This window comes from Saccharopolyspora sp. NFXS83, from assembly GCF_026241095.1.
Classification (GTDB): domain Bacteria; phylum Actinomycetota; class Actinomycetes; order Mycobacteriales; family Pseudonocardiaceae; genus Saccharopolyspora_C.
In genome coordinates, this window is the sequence record NZ_JAPFGB010000004.1 from 266,295 (window position 1) to 285,333 (window position 19,039).

A 19,039-nucleotide genomic window follows, 5' to 3' on the forward strand; every position below is an offset into this window, starting at 1 on the left:
GATCAGTGCGCGACGGCGGCGGCGCCGTGCTCGTCGATGAGCGCGCCGGTGCGGAACCGCTCCCACCCGTAGGGCTCGTTGAGCGGGTGCGGCGAGCCGGTCGCCACGGTGTGCGCGAACACCCGGCCGGCGGCGGGCGTGGCCTTGAACCCACCGGTGCCCCAGCCGCAGTTGACGTACAGCCCCTCGAACGGCGTCGGCCCGATGATCGGCGAGGCGTCCGGGGTGACGTCCACGACGCCCGCCCAGGTCCGGATCACGTGCGCCCGCGCGAAGATCGGGAACAGTTCCAGCGCCGCCGCCAGCTGCCGCTCGATCACCTGCACCGACCCGCGCTGCCCGTAGCCGTTGTAGGAGTCGATGCCCGCGCCGAGCACCAGCTCCCCCTTGTGCGCCTGGCTGCAGTAGACGTGCACGTGGTTGGACATCACCACGCACGGGTGCACCGGCTCCAGCAGTTCGGAGACCAACGCCTGCAACGGGTGGCTCTGCAAGGGGATCCGCCACCCGAGGGTGTCGGTGAGCTCGCTGGTGCGGCCCGCGGCGGCCAGCCCGACCCGGCCCGCGGCGATGTCCCCGCGCGAGGTCCGCACCCCGGTGACCCGCTCGCCGTCGGTGACGAATCCGGTGACTTCGCACCGCTCGATCAAGTCCACGCCGAGCTCGCTCGCCCGCGTCGCGAGCGCCCACGCCACGTGGTCGTGCTTCGCGATGCCCGCCCGCGCCTGCCAGGTCGCGCCCAGCACCCGGTAACGCCGGTCCGGGGACACGTCGAGGATCGGGCACAGCGCGGCGACCTCGTCCGGGCCGACGAACTCCGCGTCGATCCCGTTGAGCCCGTTGGCGAACGCGCGGCGCCGCGCGTCGCGCACCTCCTGCTCGGTGTGCACGAGGTTGAGCACTCCGCGCTGGCTGAGCAGGAAGTCGTAGTCCAGTTCGGCGGGCCACCGCTCCCACAGGTCCAGGGCGTGCCCGTAGAGCGCGGCGCTCTCGTCGAGCAGGTAGTTGGAGCGGATGATCGTGGTGTTGCGGGCCATGTTCCCGCCCGCCAGCCAGCCGCGTTCCAGCACCGCCACGTCCCGGATCCCGTGCTCGGCGGCCAGGTAGTACGCGGTCGCCAGCCCGTGCCCGCCGGCGCCGACGATCACCACGTCGTAGGAGCGCTCCGGTTCCGCCGAGCGCCACAGCCGGGCAGGCGGATCCGGCAGCCGCTCGGCTCGCGGCGCGATGCCGCGGGAAGCGCGGGAAGGGCGGGATCGCATCTGATCACCCACTCGGCGAGGAACGCCTGAAGTCCTGATGCAGCCGAGGCTAACCACGCACGGTCACACCAACAACCGGGATCCGCCGCACGCACCCGGCAGATCGAGAAAAGCCGATCATTCCAACGAAATTCGCCCTCTCGTGTGCTTGACGCGTCCCCGCGCGCAAGCGCACTGTTGCGTCCAACGCAGCCAGTTGTGAGCAGCGCAACAACCCTGCGGGGGCCGCCGCGGGGACTCCGGCCGGGCGCGCTCGGACGAGATGCGTTGATCGAACCGAATTCTCCGGGGCAGCGGCCCCGGCATCAGCGTCGTGAGCCAGGGGGCGGCACATGGGCGGCAGGGCACGAATCCTGATCGTGGGAGCGGGCATCGTCGGCTGCTCCACGGCGTACCACCTCGCGCGAGCCGGGATCACCGACGTGCTCGTCGTGGACCAGGGCCCGCTGTTCGCGACCGGCGGATCCTCCTCGCACGCACCGGGATTGGTCTTCCAGACCAACAATTCCGAGCTGCTGACCCGGTTGGCGTCCTACACGGTCGAGCGGTTCACCTCCGACTCCCTCGACGGCGCCCCGTGCTTCCACCAGGTCGGCGGCATCGAGGTCGCCACCACCGCTCGGCGCTGGGACGACCTCAAGCGCAAGCGCGGCCTGGCCGCCGCGTGGGGCGTGCCCGCCGAGCTGATCGGCCCGCGCGAGGTCGCCGACCGCATCCCGCAGGTCGAGCACTCCCGAATCTTCGGCGGCTTGCACGTCGCGAGCGACGGCATCGCCAAACCCGTCCGGGCGGCGGAGGCGATGGCGCGGGAGGCGACCCGGCTCGGCGTGCGGTTCGAGGGGCGCACCGAGGTGACCGGCTTCGACGTGTCCGAGGGCAGGGTCCGCGCGGTCCGCACCAGCGGCGGCACCGTGGAAGTGGAGGCGGTGCTGTGCTGCGCGGGCATCTGGGGCCCGAAGATCGGCGCGCTCGCCGGGGTGTCCGTCCCGGTCCAGCCGCTGGCGCACCAGTACGCGGTGACCAGCCCCATCGCCGGGCTCGGCGCCGCGAAGGAGCACGGCGGCGAGGAGGTGGCGCAGCCGCTGCTGCGGCACCAGGACGCCTCGATGTACTTCCGGCAGATCCACGACCGCTACGGCATCGGCTCCTACCAGCACCGGGCGATCCCGGTGCGCGCCGAGGAACTGGCACCGACCGCCGTTGGCGACGGGTCGGAGGCGCCGTCGGGCGGCGGCGCCTGGGCGGGCATGGCCTCGGTGCACCCGTTCACCCCGCAGGACTTCAAGCAGCCGTGGGACGACGCGTGCGAGCTGCTGCCCGCGCTGGAGCGGGCCGAGGTCGCCGAGGGCATGAACGGGCTGTTCCTGTTCACCTCCGACGGGATGCCGGTGCTGGGCCCGTCGCGGGAGGTCGCCGGGTTCTGGGTCGCGGAGGCCGTGTGGATCACCCACGCGGCCGGGGTGGGCCGGGCGATGGCCGAGTGGATGGCCGACGGCTCCCCCGGCATCGACCTGCGCGCCGCCGACCTGCGCCGCTTCGAGGACTTCGCGCACAGCCCCGCCTACGTGGCCGAGCGCAGCGCGCAGAGCTTCCGCGAGGTCTACGACGTCGTGCACCCGCAGCAGCCCCCGCTGCACCCGCGACCGCTGCGCACCTCGCCGTTCCACGAGCGGGAGGAACGGCTCGGCGCGCTGTTCCTGGAGGCCAACGGCTGGGAACGGCCACACTGGTACCGGTCCAACGAATCCTTGGTCGACGGGCGGGAAATCGTCGTCCCCGGCGAGTGGGCCGGTCGCTACTCCTCTCCGATCGCCGCCGCCGAGCACCAGGCCGCCCGCGAGGGCGTGGCGATGTTCGACATGACCTCGCTGGCCCGCGCCGAGGTGAGCGGACGCGGCGCGCTGGACCTCCTGGACCGGCTCACCACCGGCAAGCTGGACCGGGCACCCGGCTACGTCACCTACACGCTGATGTTGGAGCACACCGGCGGAATCCGGGGCGACATCACCGTGGCCCGGTTGTCGGAGACCGAATTCCAGGTCGGGTGCAACGGCCCGCGCGACGTCGCCTGGCTGCGCGCGCACGCCGACGACACCACCTCGGTCCGCGACATCACCGGCGGCACCTGCTGCATCGGCCTGTGGGGGCCGAACGCCCGCGCGGTGCTCGCCCCGCTGGCCGACGTCGACGTGTCGCACGAGGCGTTCCGGTTCTTCCACGCGAAGCGCCTGTTCGTCGGCGAAGTGCCGGTCGTCGCGCTGCGGCTGTCCTACGTGGGCGAACTGGGCTGGGAGCTCTACACCTCGGCCGAGTTCGGCGGGCGGCTCTGGGACCTGCTGACCGCCCAAGGCGCCGCGCACGGGATCTTCCCCGCCGGCCGCGCCGCGTTCAACGGGATGCGGTTGGAGAAGGGCTACCGCGCGTGGGGCGCGGACATGTGGAGCGAGCACGACCCCGACGAGGCGGGGCTCGCGTTCGCCGTCAAACCCGACAAGGGAGATTTCGTCGGCCGCGACGCCCTGCTGCGGCGCCGCGAACGACCGGTGCGGCGGCGGTTGTGCTGCCTGCACGTCACCGACGGCACGGTGCTGATGGGCGCCGAGCCGGTGTTCCCCGAGACCGGGCGCGACGCGGTCGGTTTCACCACCAGCGCGGGATACGGCCACAGCGCGGGCATGAGCCTCGCGTACGCCTGGCTGCCCGCCGACCTGGCCGAACCGGGCACCTCGCTGCGGGTGTCCTACTTCGACCGCCGACATCCCACCACGGTCGTCGCCGACCCGGTGTTCGACCCCGACATGGCTCGCATGCGCCGCTGAGCGCCCCCGTTCACCCGCATCGCGATACCCGAAGTGCACACGCCCACCCGGCTCACCGCCGAGGTGCGCCGCCGCGCACCCCGACCGGGCCGGACAGACCACCCACCGCAAAGGAGCCCCCTGATGGCAGTGAATCCGAACCCCGGAATTCTGCAGTACTCCCGGCTGCGCAAGTCGCCGTTCTTCCACGCCTCCCGGCAGCACGGCGTGAGCCTCTACAGCGTCTACAACCACACCTACCACCCACGGCACTACGGCGACCCGGTGGCGGAGTACTGGGCGCTGCTGGAGGGGGTGACGCTCTGGGATGTCGGCGTGGAGCGGCAGGTGGAGATCACCGGACCGGACGCGTTCGAGTTCACCAACATGCTGGTGCCGCGCGACCTCACCAAGTGCAAGGTCGGGCAGTGCAAGTACGTGTTCGTCACCGCCGAGGACGGCGGCATCATCAACGACCCCGTGCTGCTGCGCTTGGGGGAGAACCACTTCTGGCTCTCGCTCGCCGACAGCGACGTGCTGCTGTGGGCGAAGGGACTGGCCCACGGCCTGGGCATGGACGTGCGCATTCACGAACCCGACGTGGGGCCGGTGCAGGTGCAGGGGCCGAAGTCGCGGGACGTGATGGTCGACCTGTTCGGCGAGTCCATCTTGGACGTTCCCTACTACTACGCGGTGGACCGCGAGCTCAACGGGATGCAGGTGGTCGTCTCCCGCACCGGGTACACCGCCGAGCTGGGCTACGAGATCTACCTGCACAACGCGACCCGCGACGGCGTGAAGCTGTGGGAGACGATCTGGGAGGCGGGCCGCCCGCACGGCATGCAAGTCATCGGGCCGTGCCACATCCGCCGCATCGAAGCGGGAATCCTGTCGTGGGGCTGCGACATCACCTACGAGACGAACCCGTTCGAGGCGGGCTACGGCTTCGAGAAGACGTGGATGGTGGATCTGGAGCAGGACGCCGACTTCATCGGCAAGGAGGCGCTGACCCGGATCAAGACCGAAGGCGTGGCGCGCAAGCTCGTCGGGGTGCGCATGGGCGGGCCGGGCATCGGCTCGTTCAACGACGGCAGCATGATCGAACCGTTCGACGTGCACGACCCGCACGGCCTGCGCATCGGCGAGGTCACCTCCGCCTGCCACTCCCCCAGGCTGGACAGCAACATCGGCTTCGCCATGGTCCCGGTGGCCTACCAGGAACCGGGCACCGAGCTGGTGGTGCACACCCAGCACGGCCCGCAGGACGCGATCGTCGTGGAGAAGCCGTTCCACGACCCGAACAAGGACATCCCGAAGCACCTCGAACGCACGGCCTCGGCGTGAGCGGGCGGGGGTCGAGCTGATGGACACCAGCACTCAGCGGCTGCAGGAGATGTTGTGCCGCAGCAGGTTCGAGGTGCTGCCGGTGCGCGGCGCGGCGGAGCGGGCGGCGGTGCTGCCCGCCGGCAGCGCCGTCACCGTCACCGCTTCCGCCGCGAAGGGCCCCGACGCGACGATGGACGTCGCTGCCCGGCTGGCGGAATCCGGACTGCACGTGGTGCCGCACCTGGCGGCGCGCTCCATCCCGGACCGGGCGCGGCTGGCCGAACTGCTGGACCGCGCGGCGGCGCTGGGCAGCGACGAGGTCTTCGTCGTCGCGGGCGATTCCCCGGTTCCCGCCGGGGAATTCCCGGACGCGCTCGCGCTGCTGCGGACGATGGAGGAGCTGGGCCGCAGGCCGGGCAAGGTCGGCATCACCGGCTACCCGGAACGGCACGCGTTCCTGTCCGACGCCGCCACGATCCGGGCCATGGCGGACAAGGCGCGCTACGCGGACTACGTGGTCTCGCAGATCTGCTACGACCCGCGGCGCATCGCCGACTGGCTCGGCGAGGTCCGCGCGCGCGGCGTGCTGCTGCCCGTGCACATCGGCCTGCCCGGTGCGGTGGACGTGACGAAGCTGCTGCGGATGTCGATGAAGATCGGCCTCGGCGAGTCGTTGCGGTTCCTGCGCAAGCAGCACGGCCTGGTCACCAGGCTGCTCGCGCCGTACACGCCGGACGCCCTGGTCGACGGGCTCTGGCCGCACCTGGACGAGCCCGCTCCGGGCATCGCCGGGTGGCACCTGTTCACGTTCAACGAACTCGACCGGACCGTCCAGTGGCGCGACGACGCCCTCGCCCGGATCCAGGAGGTTCCCGCATGACCATCCCGTCCGACCTGGACATCTCCCGAGCCGCGGCGCTCCGTCCGATCGACGAGATCGCCGCGCAGCTCGACATCGGCCCGCACCTGCTGGAACCGTACGGCAGGCAGGTGGCGAAGGTGTCCCTCGACGCGATCGAGGAGCTCACCGACCGCCCGGCGGCCAAGTACGTCCTCGTCTCCGCCGTGACGCCCACCCCGCTGGGCGAGGGGAAGACGACCACGACCGTCGGGCTCGGGCAGGCGCTGCGACTGCTGGGGCACCGCTCGGCGGTGGCGATCCGGCAGCCGTCGATGGGGCCGACGTTCGGCATCAAGGGCGGTGCCGCCGGCGGCGGCTACAGCCAGGTGGTGCCGATGGAGGCGCTCAACCTGCACCTGACCGGCGACATGCACGCGGTGACCGCGGCGCACAACCTGCTCTCGGCGATGCTGGACAACCACCTGCACAAGGGCAACGCGCTCGACATCGACCCGCAGCGGATCACGTGGCGCCGGGTGCTCGACGTCAACGATCGGGACCTGCGCTCCATCGTGACCGGCCTGGGCGGGCCCGCCGACGGCGCGCCGCGCCAGACCGGGTTCGACATCACCGCCGCCAGCGAGGTGATGGCGGTGCTGGCGCTGTCGAACTCGCTGCACGACATGCGCCGCAGGCTGGGGCGCATCGTCGTCGGCTACGCCCGCGACGGCTCCCCGGTCACCGCGGAGCAGCTGCGCGCGGCGGGCGCGATGACGGTGCTGCTGCGGGAGGCGATCAAGCCGAACCTGATGCAGACCACGGAGAACACTCCGGTGTTCGTGCACGCCGGACCGTTCGGCAACATCGCGCACGGCAACTCCTCGGTGGTGGCCGACCGCATCGCCGGGCGCTGCTCGGACTACGTGGTGACCGAGGCCGGGTTCGGCGCGGACATGGGCGCGGAGCGGTTCTTCAACATCAAGTGCCGCACCTCGGGACTGCGCCCGGACGCGGCGGTGCTGGTGGCGACGGTGCGCGCGTTGAAGGCGCACTCCGGCAACCACCGGATCGTGGCGGGCCGCCCGCTGCCGCCGGAGCTGCTGGCGGAGAACCCCGACGACGTGCGGGCCGGCGCCGACAACCTGCGCAAGCAGATCGAGAACATCCGGCTGCACGGGGTTTCGCCGGTGGTGGCGGTCAACGCGTTCCCCACCGACCACCCGTCCGAGCACGCGGCGATCCGCGAGGTCGCCGAGGCCGCGGGCGCTCGGGTCGCGGTGAGCAGCCACTTCCTCGACGGCGGCAAGGGCGCGAAGGAACTGGCTGAGGCCGTGGTGGAGGCCGCGTCGGAACCGAGCCGGTTCCAGCTGCTGTACCCGGATTCGGCGGACCTGCGCACGAAGATCGACGTGGTGGCTCGGCGGGTGTACGGCGCCGACGGCGTGTCCTACACCCCGGCCGCGGCCCGCTCGCTGCGGGACTACGAGGCGAACGGGTTCGGCACGTTGCCGGTGTGCATCGCGAAGACGCACCTGTCGCTGAGCTCGGATCCGACGCTGCTGGGCGCTCCGACCGGCTGGACCTTGCCGGTGCGGGAGGTGCGGGCTTCGGTCGGAGCCGGGTTCGTGTACCCGATCTGCGGTGACATGCGCACCATGCCCGGCTTGGGGTCGCATCCGGCGGCGGAGCGCATCGACATCGACGAGCACGGTCAGGTCGTGGGGCTGAGTTGACCGATCTCGACGTGAGCGTGCGGGACTTCCTCGACGAGGTGGCCGCGCCGACGCCGTCCGCCACCGGCGGCGTCGTCGGCGCGGTCACCGTCGCCGCCGCGGCCGGGCTGCTCGCGATGACGGCCCGGTTGCGCCGCGACGCGGCGCGGGCGGCTCGGGCGGAGGCGCTGCGGCAGCGGGCGACGGAGCTGGCGGTCGCGGATTCCGATGCCTACCGAGGCGTTCTGGCCGCCCAGCGCCGCGGCCAGGACGATCCGGGCCGGGCCGCAGCGCTGGCGGAGGCGCTGATCGAAGCGGCGGGGCCGCCCAGCGCGCTGGCCGCGCTCGCGGAACAGGTCGCCGCGCTCGCCGCCGAGGTCGCGGCCGAGGCGACGCCCGCACTGCGGGGCGACGCGCACACCGCCGCCGCGCTGGCCGCGGCCTGCGCCCGCGGCGCGGCGATCCTGGCGCGGATCAACCTCACCGCCGCGAACGCGGACCAGGGCGCGGCCGACGAGGCCGACGCCCACGCCGCGGAAGCCGCCCGCCACTCCCCCTGATCACCGCGAGGTGATCGGGAGCCGTGGGCGCCGTGGACGATCATGTCGGGCGAGGCACCTCGGGCTCGAGCCGGGCGCACCTCGACGCGCGCCGGCTACCGGAGGTGGCACCAGTGGTCGCTTGGACGAAGGCCAGGTGCGGGCCGCTCGACCGGGTGACGTCGAGCCGGTCGGGCGCGGGGCTCGCTCCGGGAGGAGTCAGCGGGTGGGTGCGAGCAGCAGGCCGGTGAGGCCGTCGGTCAAGGCGACGCCGACCAGGTCCCAGTCGGCCGGAGCGCCGGTCTCGGCGGCTGCGCGCTCCTGCTCGGCGCAGGTGTGCAGGACCGCGAGCCGAGCCGTTTCGCGGCGGATCGCGGCGATCTTCGGCGGCAGCTCGGGCTTGTGCCCGGCCAGCGCCTCGTCGGCCGCGCGCAGCAGCGGTTCCATCTCGGGCGCCCGCATCGGGTTGTCGCGCAGGACCGGATCGGTGGCCAGTTGCGCGGTGAACCGCGCGCACCAGCTCGGGTTGCCCAGGCTCGCCAGGTGCTCGACGTAGGGCAGCACCAGGCAGGCCACGTGGTCGCGCGGGTCGTCGGAGCCGCTCGCCGCGTCGAGCAGTTCCCGGGTGCGCCGGGTGATCGGCTCGCTGTGGGCGTCGCTGAGGGCGCGCAGCAGGTCCTCGCGGGTGCCGACGTGGTAGGCCAGCGCGGAGTTGTTGGCCTGCCCTGCGGCTTCGACGATCTGCCGGTTGGACACCTCGGAGAGCCCGCGCTCGGCGAACAGGCGCTCGGCGGTGCGCAGCAGCAGCGCCCGCGTGGCGTCGGCCTGCTCGCGCCGGGCGCCGGTTCCTCGACCGTGCCTGCTGGGCACCGTTTCCGCGTCCACGACGGTCATCGTCTCACCACCGCACCGGCGCTCCGCCGAGCCCACTCGCGACGGGCCTGCTCGGTGCGCTCTCGGCCCGGTTCTCGTGAGCGACCACCGGGCCGCCGGTGCCGCGGTCCTCGTCCGCCATCGATCGCTCATTAAGAAATACATCTGACTTAAATGCTAGCGTGACTTCAAGTCGGCCGCCCGCGCAGCGCAGCGGCGGACACGGGGTGGACCAGCGCCGGAGGAGGAGCCGTGCAGATCGAGATCGACGAGGACAGGTGCATCGGAGCGGGCCAGTGCGTGCTGGCCGCCGAGGACGTGTTCGACCAGCGCGACGAGGACGGCGTCGTGGTGCTGCTCGACGACTCCCCCGCCCCGGAGCGGCACGAGGCCGCCCGCCAAGCCGCGGCCCTGTGCCCGGCGGCGGCCATCGCACTGCGGGAGGACTGAGAGGAGTCCACCGAGGACCGAAATCAGTCCTCGGTGGACCACTGCAATCAGCGGCACCGCCGGGATCGTCCGACGGCGCTCAGCGGCGCAGCGCCGAACTAGCCCCGGGTTTCTTCGTCGAGCCAGGACAGGTAGGCGGGATTCCCGCCAACGATCGGGGTGGCGATGATCTCGGGAACGTCGTAGGTGTGGTGCGCCTGGAGGTGCGCGATCAGCGCGTCGATCCGGGCCGCGGAGGTCTTGACCTGCAACTGCCACTCGGGGTCGTCCTGCACCGCTCCGTCCCAGCGGTAGAAGCTGCGGATCGGCACCACCTGCACGCAGGCCCCGGCCCGCGCCTCGACGATGCCCCGGGCGAGTTCCGCCGCCGCCGCTTCGGAATCCGTGGTCGTCACGACCTGCACGTAGTCAGCCATGACCCCGAGGCTATCGGCAGCACCCGGCCGCTTCGACGAAAACGGCCCCTCAGCCCGACAAGCCCAGCCGCAGGTGCTCGATGTGGTAGACGGCTTCGTCGAGCAGCTGGGCGACGTGGTCGTCGTAGAGGCTGTAGACGACGCTGCGCCCGGTGCGGCTGCCGCTGACCAGGCCCAGCGAACGCAGCAGTCGCAGCTGGTGGGACACGGCCGAGGCCTCCATGCCGACGGCCTCGGCGAGTTCGCCGACGGGCCGCGCGCCTTGGCGCAGTTCGCTGAGGATCAGCAGCCGGGACGGCGCGGCCAGCGCCTGCAGGGTCTCGGCCACCGAAGACGCCGAGACCGCGTCCAGCTTGGCGGCGGGCGCGACGCCCTCGACTCCATGACCCATGCGCGCAGTGTAGCCACGTCTCCACCTGAACACCTGCACATCTGAACAGTCATTCATGTACCTTGTGGGCGCCGCACCCCCGCTCCCGAGGAACCGCGATGACCACGCTCACCGACCGCCCCGCACCCGCCGAACGGGCCGCACCGCGCCGCCGGGGTCTGCTCGCCCTGCCCGAGAGCCGCTGGGCGGGAGCCGCACTGCTGGCCTTCCTGCTCGGACTCGCGGTGGACCTCGGCGGCGGACCGGACTGGGCCTCCTGGGCGCTCTACCTGCTCTGCTACGCCACCGGCGGCTGGGAACCGGCCTGGGCGGGACTGCGGGCGCTGCGCGAGCGCACGCTGGACGTGGACCTGCTGATGATCGTCGCGGCGATCGGCGCCGCGAGCATCGGCCAGGTGCGCGACGGCGGATTGCTCATCGTCATCTTCGCGACCTCCGGGGCCCTGGAGGCCTACGCCACCGCACGCACCGAGGACTCCGTGCGCGGCCTGCTGGACCTGGCGCCGGAAACCGCGGTGCGGGTCCGCGACGGCGTGGAGCGGACCGTGCCCGCCGCCGACCTGATCGTCGGCGACGAGATCCTGGTGCGCCCCGGTGAACGCGTCGGCGCCGACGGCGAGGTGCTCGACGGCCGTACCGAGATCGACGAGGCCACGATCACCGGCGAGCCGATGCCCGCCGCGAAGACCCCCGGCGACGAGGTGTTCGCCGGCACCCTCAACGGCTCCGGCGCGCTGCGGGTGCGCGTCGCGCGGGACGCCTCGGAATCGGTGATCGCGCGCATCGTGGCGCTGGTGGCGGAGGCGAGCGAGGCGAAGGCCCCGACCCAGCTGTTCATCGAGAAGGTCGAGCAGCGCTACTCGATGGGCATCGTGCTCGCGACGCTCGCCGTGTTCGGCGTCCCGCTGCTGTTCGGGGAGGCCGTGTCGGACGCGCTGCTGCGCGCCATGACGTTCATGATCGTCGCTTCGCCGTGCGCGGTGGTGCTGGCGACGATGCCGCCGCTGCTGTCGGCGATCGCGAACGCGGGCAGGCGCGGGGTGCTGGTGAAATCGGCGGTGGTGCTGGAACGCCTCGCCGACGTCGAGCGGGTGGCGCTGGACAAGACGGGCACGCTCACCGAGGGGGTGCCGGTGGTCGCCGAGATCCACCCCGAATCCGGGCACGGCGCGGACGAGGTGCTGGCGCTGGCGGCGGGCGCGGAGCACCGCAGCGAGCACCCGCTGGGACGGGCCGTGGTCACCGCCGCCCGCGAACGCGGCCTGCCGATCCCGGACGCCGCGAACTTCCGCGCCGAACCGGGGCGGGGCGTGACCGCGCTCGTCGCGGGACGGCGGATCGAGGTGCGCGGCCCCGAACAGCGGTCCGAGCGCGTGGCCGCCGTGGAGTCCGCCGGGCGCACCGCCGTGGTGGTGCTCGCCGACGGAGTCGTCGCGGGCGTGCTCGGCCTCACCGACCGGATCCGGCCGGACGCCGCGGCGGCCGTGCGGTCGCTGCGGGATCTGACCGGGGCCGAACCCGTGCTGCTCACCGGCGACAACGAACTCGCCGCCCGGCGCATCGCGGCCGAGGTGGGGATCCGGGAGGTGCGGGCGGGGCTGCTTCCGGAGCAGAAGGTCGCCGCCGTGCGGGAACTCGGCGCGCGCACGCTGATGCTGGGCGACGGGATCAACGACGCTCCCGCGCTGGCCGCCGCGCACACCGGTGCGGCGATGGGCGGGGCGGGCGCCGACCTCACCTTGGAGACCGCCGACGTGGTGATCGTGCGCGACGAGCTGGCGGCCGTCGCCAAGCTCGTCGACCTGTCCCGGCGGGCGCGGCGCCTGGTCCGGCAGAACCTGGTCATCGCGGCCTCGTTCATCGCGGTCCTCGTGGCGTGGGACCTGGTCGGCGATCTGCCGCTGCCGCTGGGCGTCGCCGGGCACGAGGGGTCCACCGTGCTGGTCGGCCTCAACGGGCTGCGCCTGCTGCGCTCCCGCGCGTGGCGCTGATCACTTCCGGCGGCCGTCGAGCCGGATTCGGTTGTGGGACAAGGAAGAGCGCGACCGCGCCGGAGCGTTGCTCCCGCAGATCACGTCCGCATCGGCGATGATGATGTTTGCCGCCGCCCCGGATGGAAACCCCGAGGCCGGTGCACGACCACACCGAACCGGAGGAGGACCGTGAGCGCCGAGGACGACGGCCGCAACGACCGAACCGAGGAGCAGGGATCCGGCTCCCCGGCCGAACGGGTCACGCTGGGCCTGATCACCGACCCGGACATGCCCGAGCGGGTGGCCCGGCACCTCGCCGACGAACTCCCCAGGCACCTCGACGACGAGCTGCGGGAGTGGACGGTCGAAGTGGACGTGGACCCGATGACCGCGGGCAGGCACGGCACCCGCGACATCCTCCGCGCCACGCGCGACCGGATGGATCACCGCCACTGGGACTACGCGATCACGCTGACCGACCTCCCGGTGCGGGCCAACCATCGACCGGTGGTGGCCGACGCGAACATCGGCGAGCACGTCGCGGTGGTGTCGATACCCGCGCTCGGCGGCACGCAGCCGTACCGGCGTTCCCGGCAGGTCGTGCTGCAACTGGCCGACGAGCTCACCGGCCGGGAAGGCGGGGCCGACCACCGGTACGGGCTGGACAGCAAGCTCACCGAGCTGGTCGCCCCGATCCGCCGCGAGCGCGCGCAGCACGACGACGACAACGAGGTCGACATCCGCTACACGGCCACCCGGACCCGTGGCCGGCTGCGCCTGCTCAGCGGGATGGTGCGCACCAACCAGCCGTGGCGGCTGGTGTTCGGGCTGCGCAACGCGCTGGCCGCGGCGGTGGCCACCAGCGCGTTCGGCTTGTCCTCCAGCACCATCTGGCAGATCGGAGATCAGCTCGGCGCCGAGCGCCAGATCATCGCGGCGCTGGGCTCGGTGATCATCCTGGTGGGCTGGCTGATCGCGGCGCACGGCCTGTGGGAGAAGCGCTGGGACAACAGCATGCGGGACCCGGAACAGGCGCTGCTGTACAACACCTCAACGGTGCTCACGCTGACGATCGGCGTGGGCTTCATGTACGCCGGGCTGTTCGTGATCAACCTGCTGGTCGCGCTGTTCCTCGTCCCGCCGAACCTGCTGGCGAGCACGCTGGGGCATGCCGCGGACTTCAGCCGCTACCTGACGCTGGCCTGGGGGTTCACGACGATGGGCATCGTCGCGGGCGCGCTGGGATCCAGCCTCGAATCGGACGCGGCGGTTCGGCAGGCCGCCTACGGCTATCGCGAGGAACAGCGCCGCCGCGAAAGCGAGGCCGAGTGAGCGGCCACCCGGAAATGCGATGACCGCCATTCTCCTGGGCGAAAATCGGGTGACGAGTGCGCTTTCCACGTTCGCAGAACATCGATCGCACATCGGACGGCACCGGAAGGCCCACCGAGTTTTTGCTGATCGGATGACAGCCGACCGGGCCGCCGCGCGCCTCCCGACCGGCACTGAAACCGCCACCACCTGCACGTCCGCTCGACCACCGCCGCCCGCCGGTCGAGCGCACTAGGCTGTTCGCCCGAAATGGGCGACGAGCGAATGAGTCACACATAGTTGTGTCACACAACCTTCCAGTTAGCCTCGCAAAGGAACTCGAAGCGGACTGAAAGGTGCTCAGGTGACCAGCACGCACGAGCAGTGGGACATCGTTTCCGGAGTCGGGATCACCGCCCTCGCCGTGGCGGAAGGCCGCGCCGCCGAATCGGCCCGCGAGGACCGGCTGATCAACGACCCGTACGCCCGAGCCCTGGTGGACGCCGCCGACGCGCCCCAGCTCGCCAGCAGCGAAGCCCAAGAGCTGATGCGCGGCCTGGTGTCGGACTACATGGGCGTGCGGACCCGGTTCTTCGACGAGTTCTTCCTGCGCGCCGCCGCGGGCGGGTGCGGCCAGGCCGTGATCCTCGCGTCCGGCCTGGACACCCGCGCGTTCCGGCTGGACTGGCCGAGCGGGCTGCGGATCTTCGAGGTCGACCAGGCGAAGGTGCTGGAGTTCAAGGACCAGACCCTCGACTCGATCGGCGCGAAGCCCACCGCCGAGCGGCACGCCATCTCCGCCGACCTGCGCGACGACTGGGCGGGCGCGCTCCAGGAAGCCGGATTCGACACCTCGGTGCCCACGGCCTGGCTCGCCGAAGGCCTGCTGCCCTACCTCCCCGCGGAAGCCGAGGCCCAGCTGCTGGAGACCATCCACGCGTTCTCCGCACCGGGCAGCCGCCTGTCCATCGAGCACATCGCGGGCGACCGCAGCCACATGGTGGGCGACGAGATCCAGCAGGTCTCCGAGCAATGGGGCATCGACCTGCCCTCGCTGTTCAGCATCGAGGACCGCCCCGACCCCGGCGACGTGCTCACCGGCAAGGGCTGGACCGTGCGCCGCGACCCCGGCTTGGAGATCGCCGCGGGTTACGGCAGGAAGTTCATCGGCTTCCACGAGAAGTTCCACGAAGTGAGCCAGATGCTCACCGCACGCCTGGAATCCTGAAGCCTCGCACCACGACGTCGCCCGCCGAGTCCACTTCGGACCGACGGGCGACGTGCGTTGGCACCGCAACGGCGAGACCGAATCCTCGCGGCCGAAGGCCGTGCCCGGATGCGCGAAGCGCGTGGCCCACGCCGAAAAGCCGCTCACTGGCGGGTTCTCCACTCGTGGCCGAACCACTCAGGAAGAGGATCCCGCAGCCAGGCACCACGCCAACCACACGACCGAACCGGGGAAGCCCCTCAAACCCGAGGCCCCACCCCAGCTCTGAATCCGACCCGATCAGCGCACGACGAGGACCGGGCAGCGGGCGTGGTGGACGAGCTTGAGGGCGACGGAGCCGACCATCATGCCGGTGAAGGCGCCGTGGCCCTTGTTGCCGACCACCATCATGTCCGCCTGCGGGGAGAGCCCCACCAGTTCGTCGATGACGTGCCCGCGGACGAGGCGGGGCCGGATGTCCACCTTCGGGAACTCCGCCTTCACTGCTTCTGTCGTCTCGTCGAGCAGTGTGCGGGCGCGCTGTTCGAGCTCGGTGTCCGGGGTGGGCAGCCGGTAGCCGAACTGGACCGGCTGGTGCCACACCGTGATGGCGTGGACCAGTCCGCCCACCTTCATGACGTACTCGGCGGCCCAGCGCAGCGCCCGCTTGGACTCCTCGGACCCGTCGATACCTGCTACCACGGTCTGCGGCATGATCGCGTTCCTCTCGATCGCGGCCGGAAACCTTGATCGTATGGCACCGGGGCGGGCCGTGCCACCGTCCTAGGACTCCTTATTGCTGGTCCACGGCCTGCACTCGGATCACGGCGGCGCCCTCTTCGTCGGAGGCGGCGAGGTCGACCTCGGCGCTGATGCCCCAGTCGTGGTCCCCGGCCGGGTCGGCGAAGATCTGCCGCACCAGCCAGCGCTCCGACTCCTCGGTGATCATCAACATCGCGGGTCCGCGCGCGTCGGCGTCAGTGCCGATCTCGTCGTACTCGGCGAAGTAGCCGTCCAGCGCCTCCGCCCACGCCTCGGCGCCGAACTCGGGGTCGAGTTCGCCCAGCGGCGTGGTCCAGCGGCGGGCGGCGAGCTCGACGCGGCGGAACAGCGCGTTGCGCACCTGCACCCGGAACGCGCGCTTGTTCTGCGTGACGCGGGCCGGGCCCTCGTCGACCGGGGTGGCCTCGGCGGTGGGCTCGGCGCCGGGGTTGCGCAGCCGCTCCCACTCGTCGAGCAGGCTGGAGTCGACCTGGCGCACCAGTTCGCCGAGCCATTCGATGAGGTCGGTGAGCTCTTCGGTCTTCGCGTCGGCGGGCACCGTGTGGCGCAGCGCCTTGTAGACGTCGGCGAGGTAGCGCAGCACGAGGCCTTCGGAGCGGGCCAGGCCGTAGTGGTTGACGAACTCGACGAAGTTCATGGCCCGTTCGAACATGTCGCGGGCCACCGACTTCGGCGACAGCTCGTGCTCGGCGACCCACGGGTGCCCCTTGCGGTACATCTCGTAGGCCGCTTCGAGGATGTCCTGCAGCGGCTTCGGGTAGGTGACGTCCTCGAGCAGTTCCATCCGCTCGTCGTACTCGATGCCGTCGGCCTTCATCTGCGCCACGGCCTCGCCGCGCGCCTTGAACTGCTGCGCGGACAGCACCTGCCTCGGGTTGTCCAACGTGGACTCGATGATGGAGAGCACGTCCAGCGGATAGCTCGGCGAGTCCACGTCGAGCAGTTCGATCGCGGCCAGCGCGAACGGCGACAGCGGCTGGTTGAGGGCGAAGTCGAACTGCAGGTCCACGGTCAGCCGCACCTGACGGCCCTGCGCGTCGGGCTCGTCGAGCTGCTCCACCACGTCCGCGGCCAGCAGCGCGCGGTAGATCGCGATGGCGCGCAGGATGTGCCTGCGCTGCGCCGGGCGGTCCTCGTGGTTCTCGGTGAGCAGGTGCTTCATCGCCGCGAACGCGTCGCCGGGCCGGTTGATCACGTTGAGCAGCATGGAGTGGCTGACCTGGAAGCTGGAGACCAGCGGTTCCGGTTCGGCCTCGACGAGCTTGTCGAAGGTCTTCTCGCTCCACGACACGAAGCCCTCGGGCGCCTGCTTGCGCACCACCTTGCGCCGCTTCTTCGGGTCCTCCCCCGCCTTGGCCAGCGCCTTCTCGTTCTCGATCACGTGCTCCGGGGCCTGCACCACCACGTAGCCCGCGGTGTCGTAGCCCGCGCGGCCGGCGCGACCGGCGATCTGGTGGAACTCGCGCGCCTTCAAGTGCCGGGTGCGGACCCCGTCGTACTTGGTCAGCCCGGTCAGCAGCACGGTGCGGATCGGCACGTTGATGCCGACGCCGAGCGTGTCCGTACCGCAGATGATCTTCAGCAGGCCTGCCTGGGCGAGCTGTTCCACGAGCCGCCGGTACTTCGGCAGCATCCCCGCGTGGTGCACTCCGATGCCGTGGCGCACCAACCGCGACAAGGTCTTGCCGAACCCGGCGGTGAACCGGAAGTCCCCGATCGCCTCGGCGATCTTGTTCCGCTGCTCGCGGGAGGCGACGTTCACGCTCATCAGGCCCTGCGCCTGCTCCATCGCGGACGCCTGGTTGAAGTACACGACGTAGACGGGAGCCTGGTTGCCGCCCAGGAGCTCCTCGATCGTCTCGTGCAGCGGGGTGAGCGCGTAGCGGTACGTCAGCGGAATCGGCCGCTCCGCGGAGCTCACCACGGCCGTCGACCGGCCGGTGCGCGCCACCAGGTCCTTCTCGAACCGGGCGACGTCGCCCAGCGTCGCCGACATCAGCACGAACTGCGCCTGCGGCAGTTCCAGCAGCGGCACCTGCCAGGCCCAGCCGCGCTCCGGCTCGGCGTAGAAGTGGAACTCGTCCATCACGACCTGGCCCACGTCGGCCTGCTCGCCGTCGCGCAGCGCCAAGTTCGCCAGGATCTCGGCGGTGCAGCAGATGATCGGCGCGTCCGCGTTCACGCTGCTGTCGCCGGTCATCATGCCCACGTTCTCGGCGCCGAAGACGTCGACCAGCGCGAAGAACTTCTCCGAGACCAGCGCCTTGATCGGCGCCGTGTAGTAGCTGCGCTTCCCCCCGGCCAGCGCGGTGAAGTGCGCACCGGTGGCGACCAGGCTCTTGCCCGAGCCGGTGGGGGTGCTGAGGATGACGTTGGCCCCGGTCACCACCTCCATCAGCGCCTCCTCCTGCGCCGGGTAGAGCTCGATGCCCTGCCCCGTCGTCCAGGTGGTGAAGGCGTCGAGCAGGACGTCGGGGTCAGGTGCGCTGGGGAGGTGGTCCGTGAGCTTCATGGCCCTCGAATCGTCCCTGGCGCGCTCGTGCGCACCTCAGCCGGGGTCCGGTGCGGGTTCGAGGGAGGACGACATGGGCCATCCGAGCCACCGGAACTCACTCCATCGAGTGAAAGGCGGCGGGCCGGGGCTGGATCGGTCCGGTGGGGATCATCGACACTGTGCGCATGCCGGAGCGACAGGTGCGATTCGTCGGCGGACCGCTGGACGGGCGCGAACAGGGATTGCGCGATTCCGAGGCGGTGCACGGCCGACTGCTCCGCCACGTCCACCTGCACGACGGCCCCAAGATCGAAACCTGCTACCGCCTCCACTACGCGCCGGACTCGGGCTGGGAATACCACTTCAACGGCCACTGATCAGAGCGCCGAAGCCCGCCTGTCTTGCGGCCGAAGGCCGTGCAGTGAGCGGCGAAGCCACGCCTGCCTTGCGGCGCAGCCGTGCTTGTATGCGCGCCAGCGCATAGCCCACGTCGAAAAGCCGCTCACCCGCGGGTTCGCAGCGGCTTCCTCGCGAGGACAGCTTTTCCCTCGGGGCGGAGCCACTCGGGAAAAAGATCCCGCAGCGAGGAAGCCGCTGAGGCTCCGCCACCTGCCCCCAGAGCAAAACGAGCCGTGGAATCAGTTGGGACGTGAGTCACAAGAG

The 19,039-nt window shown here is 71.4% G+C and carries 16 protein-coding genes; 10 read left to right on the top strand and 6 right to left on the bottom strand.

Features of this window, described 5'->3' with window-relative positions; translation table 11 throughout:
* Positions 1-2: 2 nt before the first annotated feature.
* Positions 3-1,262 (bottom strand): sarcosine oxidase subunit beta family protein, encoded by a 1,260-nt coding sequence (locus tag OOZ19_RS06490; protein ID WP_266089072.1) that lies wholly within the window; start codon positions 1,260-1,262, stop codon positions 3-5.
* A gap of 332 nt (positions 1,263-1,594) precedes the next feature.
* Here OOZ19_RS06490 and OOZ19_RS06495 point away from each other — a divergent pair, with 332 nt between their 5' ends.
* The 5 genes from OOZ19_RS06495 (at position 1,595) to OOZ19_RS06515 (ending at position 8,499) form a co-directional block, all read left to right on the top strand.
* Complete coding sequence (locus tag OOZ19_RS06495) at positions 1,595-4,081, top strand: GcvT family protein (protein WP_266089073.1); 2,487 nt, start codon at positions 1,595-1,597, stop codon at positions 4,079-4,081.
* Positions 4,082-4,204: 123 nt separating this feature from the next.
* Entirely contained in the window at positions 4,205-5,404 is a 1,200-nt protein-coding gene (locus OOZ19_RS06500) for a glycine cleavage T C-terminal barrel domain-containing protein (RefSeq protein ID WP_266089074.1), read from the top strand.
* A gap of 19 nt (positions 5,405-5,423) precedes the next feature.
* The gene (locus OOZ19_RS06505; RefSeq protein ID WP_266089075.1) at positions 5,424-6,266 is read left to right on the top strand and encodes a methylenetetrahydrofolate reductase; all 843 of its coding nucleotides are present in this window, start codon (positions 5,424-5,426) and stop codon (positions 6,264-6,266) included.
* Complete coding sequence (locus OOZ19_RS06510; RefSeq protein WP_266089076.1) at positions 6,263-7,960, top strand: formate--tetrahydrofolate ligase; 1,698 nt, start codon at positions 6,263-6,265, stop codon at positions 7,958-7,960. The genes OOZ19_RS06505 and OOZ19_RS06510 overlap by 4 nt, the downstream gene beginning before the upstream one ends.
* Positions 7,957-8,499, top strand: coding sequence for a cyclodeaminase/cyclohydrolase family protein (locus tag OOZ19_RS06515; protein ID WP_266089077.1), 543 nt, complete (start codon positions 7,957-7,959; stop codon positions 8,497-8,499). The genes OOZ19_RS06510 and OOZ19_RS06515 overlap by 4 nt, the downstream gene beginning before the upstream one ends.
* Before the next feature lie 198 nt (positions 8,500-8,697).
* Here OOZ19_RS06515 and OOZ19_RS06520 read toward each other — a convergent pair whose 3' ends face one another.
* Positions 8,698-9,372 carry a TetR/AcrR family transcriptional regulator gene (locus tag OOZ19_RS06520; protein WP_266089078.1) on the bottom strand — a complete coding sequence of 225 codons (675 nt, stop codon included), beginning with the start codon at positions 9,370-9,372 and terminating at the stop codon, positions 8,698-8,700.
* Positions 9,373-9,603: 231 nt separating this feature from the next.
* On the opposite strand from OOZ19_RS06520, the gene OOZ19_RS06525 reads away from it, so the two are divergent.
* Positions 9,604-9,801 carry a ferredoxin gene (locus tag OOZ19_RS06525; protein ID WP_266089079.1) on the top strand — a complete coding sequence of 66 codons (198 nt, stop codon included), beginning with the start codon at positions 9,604-9,606 and terminating at the stop codon, positions 9,799-9,801.
* 98 nt (positions 9,802-9,899) lie between these two features.
* Here the strand turns inward: OOZ19_RS06525 and cutA are convergent, their stop codons facing one another.
* Together cutA and OOZ19_RS06535 are read right to left on the bottom strand one after the other, a co-directional pair.
* Complete coding sequence (gene cutA / locus OOZ19_RS06530; RefSeq protein ID WP_266089080.1) at positions 9,900-10,217, bottom strand: divalent-cation tolerance protein CutA; 318 nt, start codon at positions 10,215-10,217, stop codon at positions 9,900-9,902.
* Positions 10,218-10,266: 49 nt separating this feature from the next.
* Positions 10,267-10,608, bottom strand: coding sequence for an ArsR/SmtB family transcription factor (locus OOZ19_RS06535; protein ID WP_266089081.1), 342 nt, complete (start codon positions 10,606-10,608; stop codon positions 10,267-10,269).
* A gap of 98 nt (positions 10,609-10,706) precedes the next feature.
* Between OOZ19_RS06535 and OOZ19_RS06540 the strand changes: the two genes are divergently transcribed.
* The 3 genes from OOZ19_RS06540 to OOZ19_RS06550 all read left to right on the top strand — a co-directional run bounded on the left by OOZ19_RS06540 (position 10,707) and on the right by OOZ19_RS06550 (position 15,120).
* Complete coding sequence (locus OOZ19_RS06540) at positions 10,707-12,599, top strand: heavy metal translocating P-type ATPase (RefSeq protein WP_266089082.1); 1,893 nt, start codon at positions 10,707-10,709, stop codon at positions 12,597-12,599.
* A 171-nt stretch (positions 12,600-12,770) separates the two neighbouring features.
* Entirely contained in the window at positions 12,771-13,913 is a 1,143-nt protein-coding gene (locus OOZ19_RS06545; RefSeq protein WP_266089083.1) for a hypothetical protein, read from the top strand.
* 343 nt (positions 13,914-14,256) lie between these two features.
* A complete protein-coding gene (locus tag OOZ19_RS06550) occupies positions 14,257-15,120 on the top strand; it encodes a class I SAM-dependent methyltransferase (RefSeq protein WP_266089084.1) in 864 nt (287 codons plus the stop codon).
* Positions 15,121-15,399: 279 nt separating this feature from the next.
* On the opposite strand, the gene OOZ19_RS06555 is transcribed toward OOZ19_RS06550, so the two are convergent.
* Together OOZ19_RS06555 and OOZ19_RS06560 are read right to left on the bottom strand one after the other, a co-directional pair.
* Positions 15,400-15,813, bottom strand: coding sequence for a universal stress protein (locus OOZ19_RS06555; protein ID WP_266089085.1), 414 nt, complete (start codon positions 15,811-15,813; stop codon positions 15,400-15,402).
* Between the two features lie 79 nt (positions 15,814-15,892).
* The gene (locus OOZ19_RS06560; RefSeq protein ID WP_266089086.1) at positions 15,893-18,394 is read right to left on the bottom strand and encodes a DEAD/DEAH box helicase; all 2,502 of its coding nucleotides are present in this window, start codon (positions 18,392-18,394) and stop codon (positions 15,893-15,895) included.
* A gap of 167 nt (positions 18,395-18,561) precedes the next feature.
* Here OOZ19_RS06560 and OOZ19_RS06565 point away from each other — a divergent pair, with 167 nt between their 5' ends.
* Positions 18,562-18,753 (top strand): DUF8847 domain-containing protein, encoded by a 192-nt coding sequence (locus OOZ19_RS06565; RefSeq protein ID WP_184481063.1) that lies wholly within the window; start codon positions 18,562-18,564, stop codon positions 18,751-18,753.
* Positions 18,754-19,039: the final 286 nt, after the last annotated feature.

Coding starts and splice junctions, on each gene's coding strand:
- OOZ19_RS06490 (WP_266089072.1), bottom strand. CDS start 1,262: ATGCGATCCCGCCCTTCCCGCGCTTCCCGCGGCATCGCGCCGCGAGCC.
- OOZ19_RS06495 (WP_266089073.1), top strand. CDS start 1,595: ATGGGCGGCAGGGCACGAATCCTGATCGTGGGAGCGGGCATCGTCGGC.
- OOZ19_RS06500 (WP_266089074.1), top strand. CDS start 4,205: ATGGCAGTGAATCCGAACCCCGGAATTCTGCAGTACTCCCGGCTGCGC.
- OOZ19_RS06505 (WP_266089075.1), top strand. CDS start 5,424: ATGGACACCAGCACTCAGCGGCTGCAGGAGATGTTGTGCCGCAGCAGG.
- OOZ19_RS06510 (WP_266089076.1), top strand. CDS start 6,263: ATGACCATCCCGTCCGACCTGGACATCTCCCGAGCCGCGGCGCTCCGT.
- OOZ19_RS06520 (WP_266089078.1), bottom strand. CDS start 9,372: ATGACCGTCGTGGACGCGGAAACGGTGCCCAGCAGGCACGGTCGAGGA.
- cutA (WP_266089080.1), bottom strand. CDS start 10,217: ATGGCTGACTACGTGCAGGTCGTGACGACCACGGATTCCGAAGCGGCG.
- OOZ19_RS06535 (WP_266089081.1), bottom strand. CDS start 10,608: ATGGGTCATGGAGTCGAGGGCGTCGCGCCCGCCGCCAAGCTGGACGCG.
- OOZ19_RS06540 (WP_266089082.1), top strand. CDS start 10,707: ATGACCACGCTCACCGACCGCCCCGCACCCGCCGAACGGGCCGCACCG.
- OOZ19_RS06555 (WP_266089085.1), bottom strand. CDS start 15,813: ATGCCGCAGACCGTGGTAGCAGGTATCGACGGGTCCGAGGAGTCCAAG.
- OOZ19_RS06560 (WP_266089086.1), bottom strand. CDS start 18,394: ATGAAGCTCACGGACCACCTCCCCAGCGCACCTGACCCCGACGTCCTG.
- OOZ19_RS06565 (WP_184481063.1), top strand. CDS start 18,562: ATGCCGGAGCGACAGGTGCGATTCGTCGGCGGACCGCTGGACGGGCGC.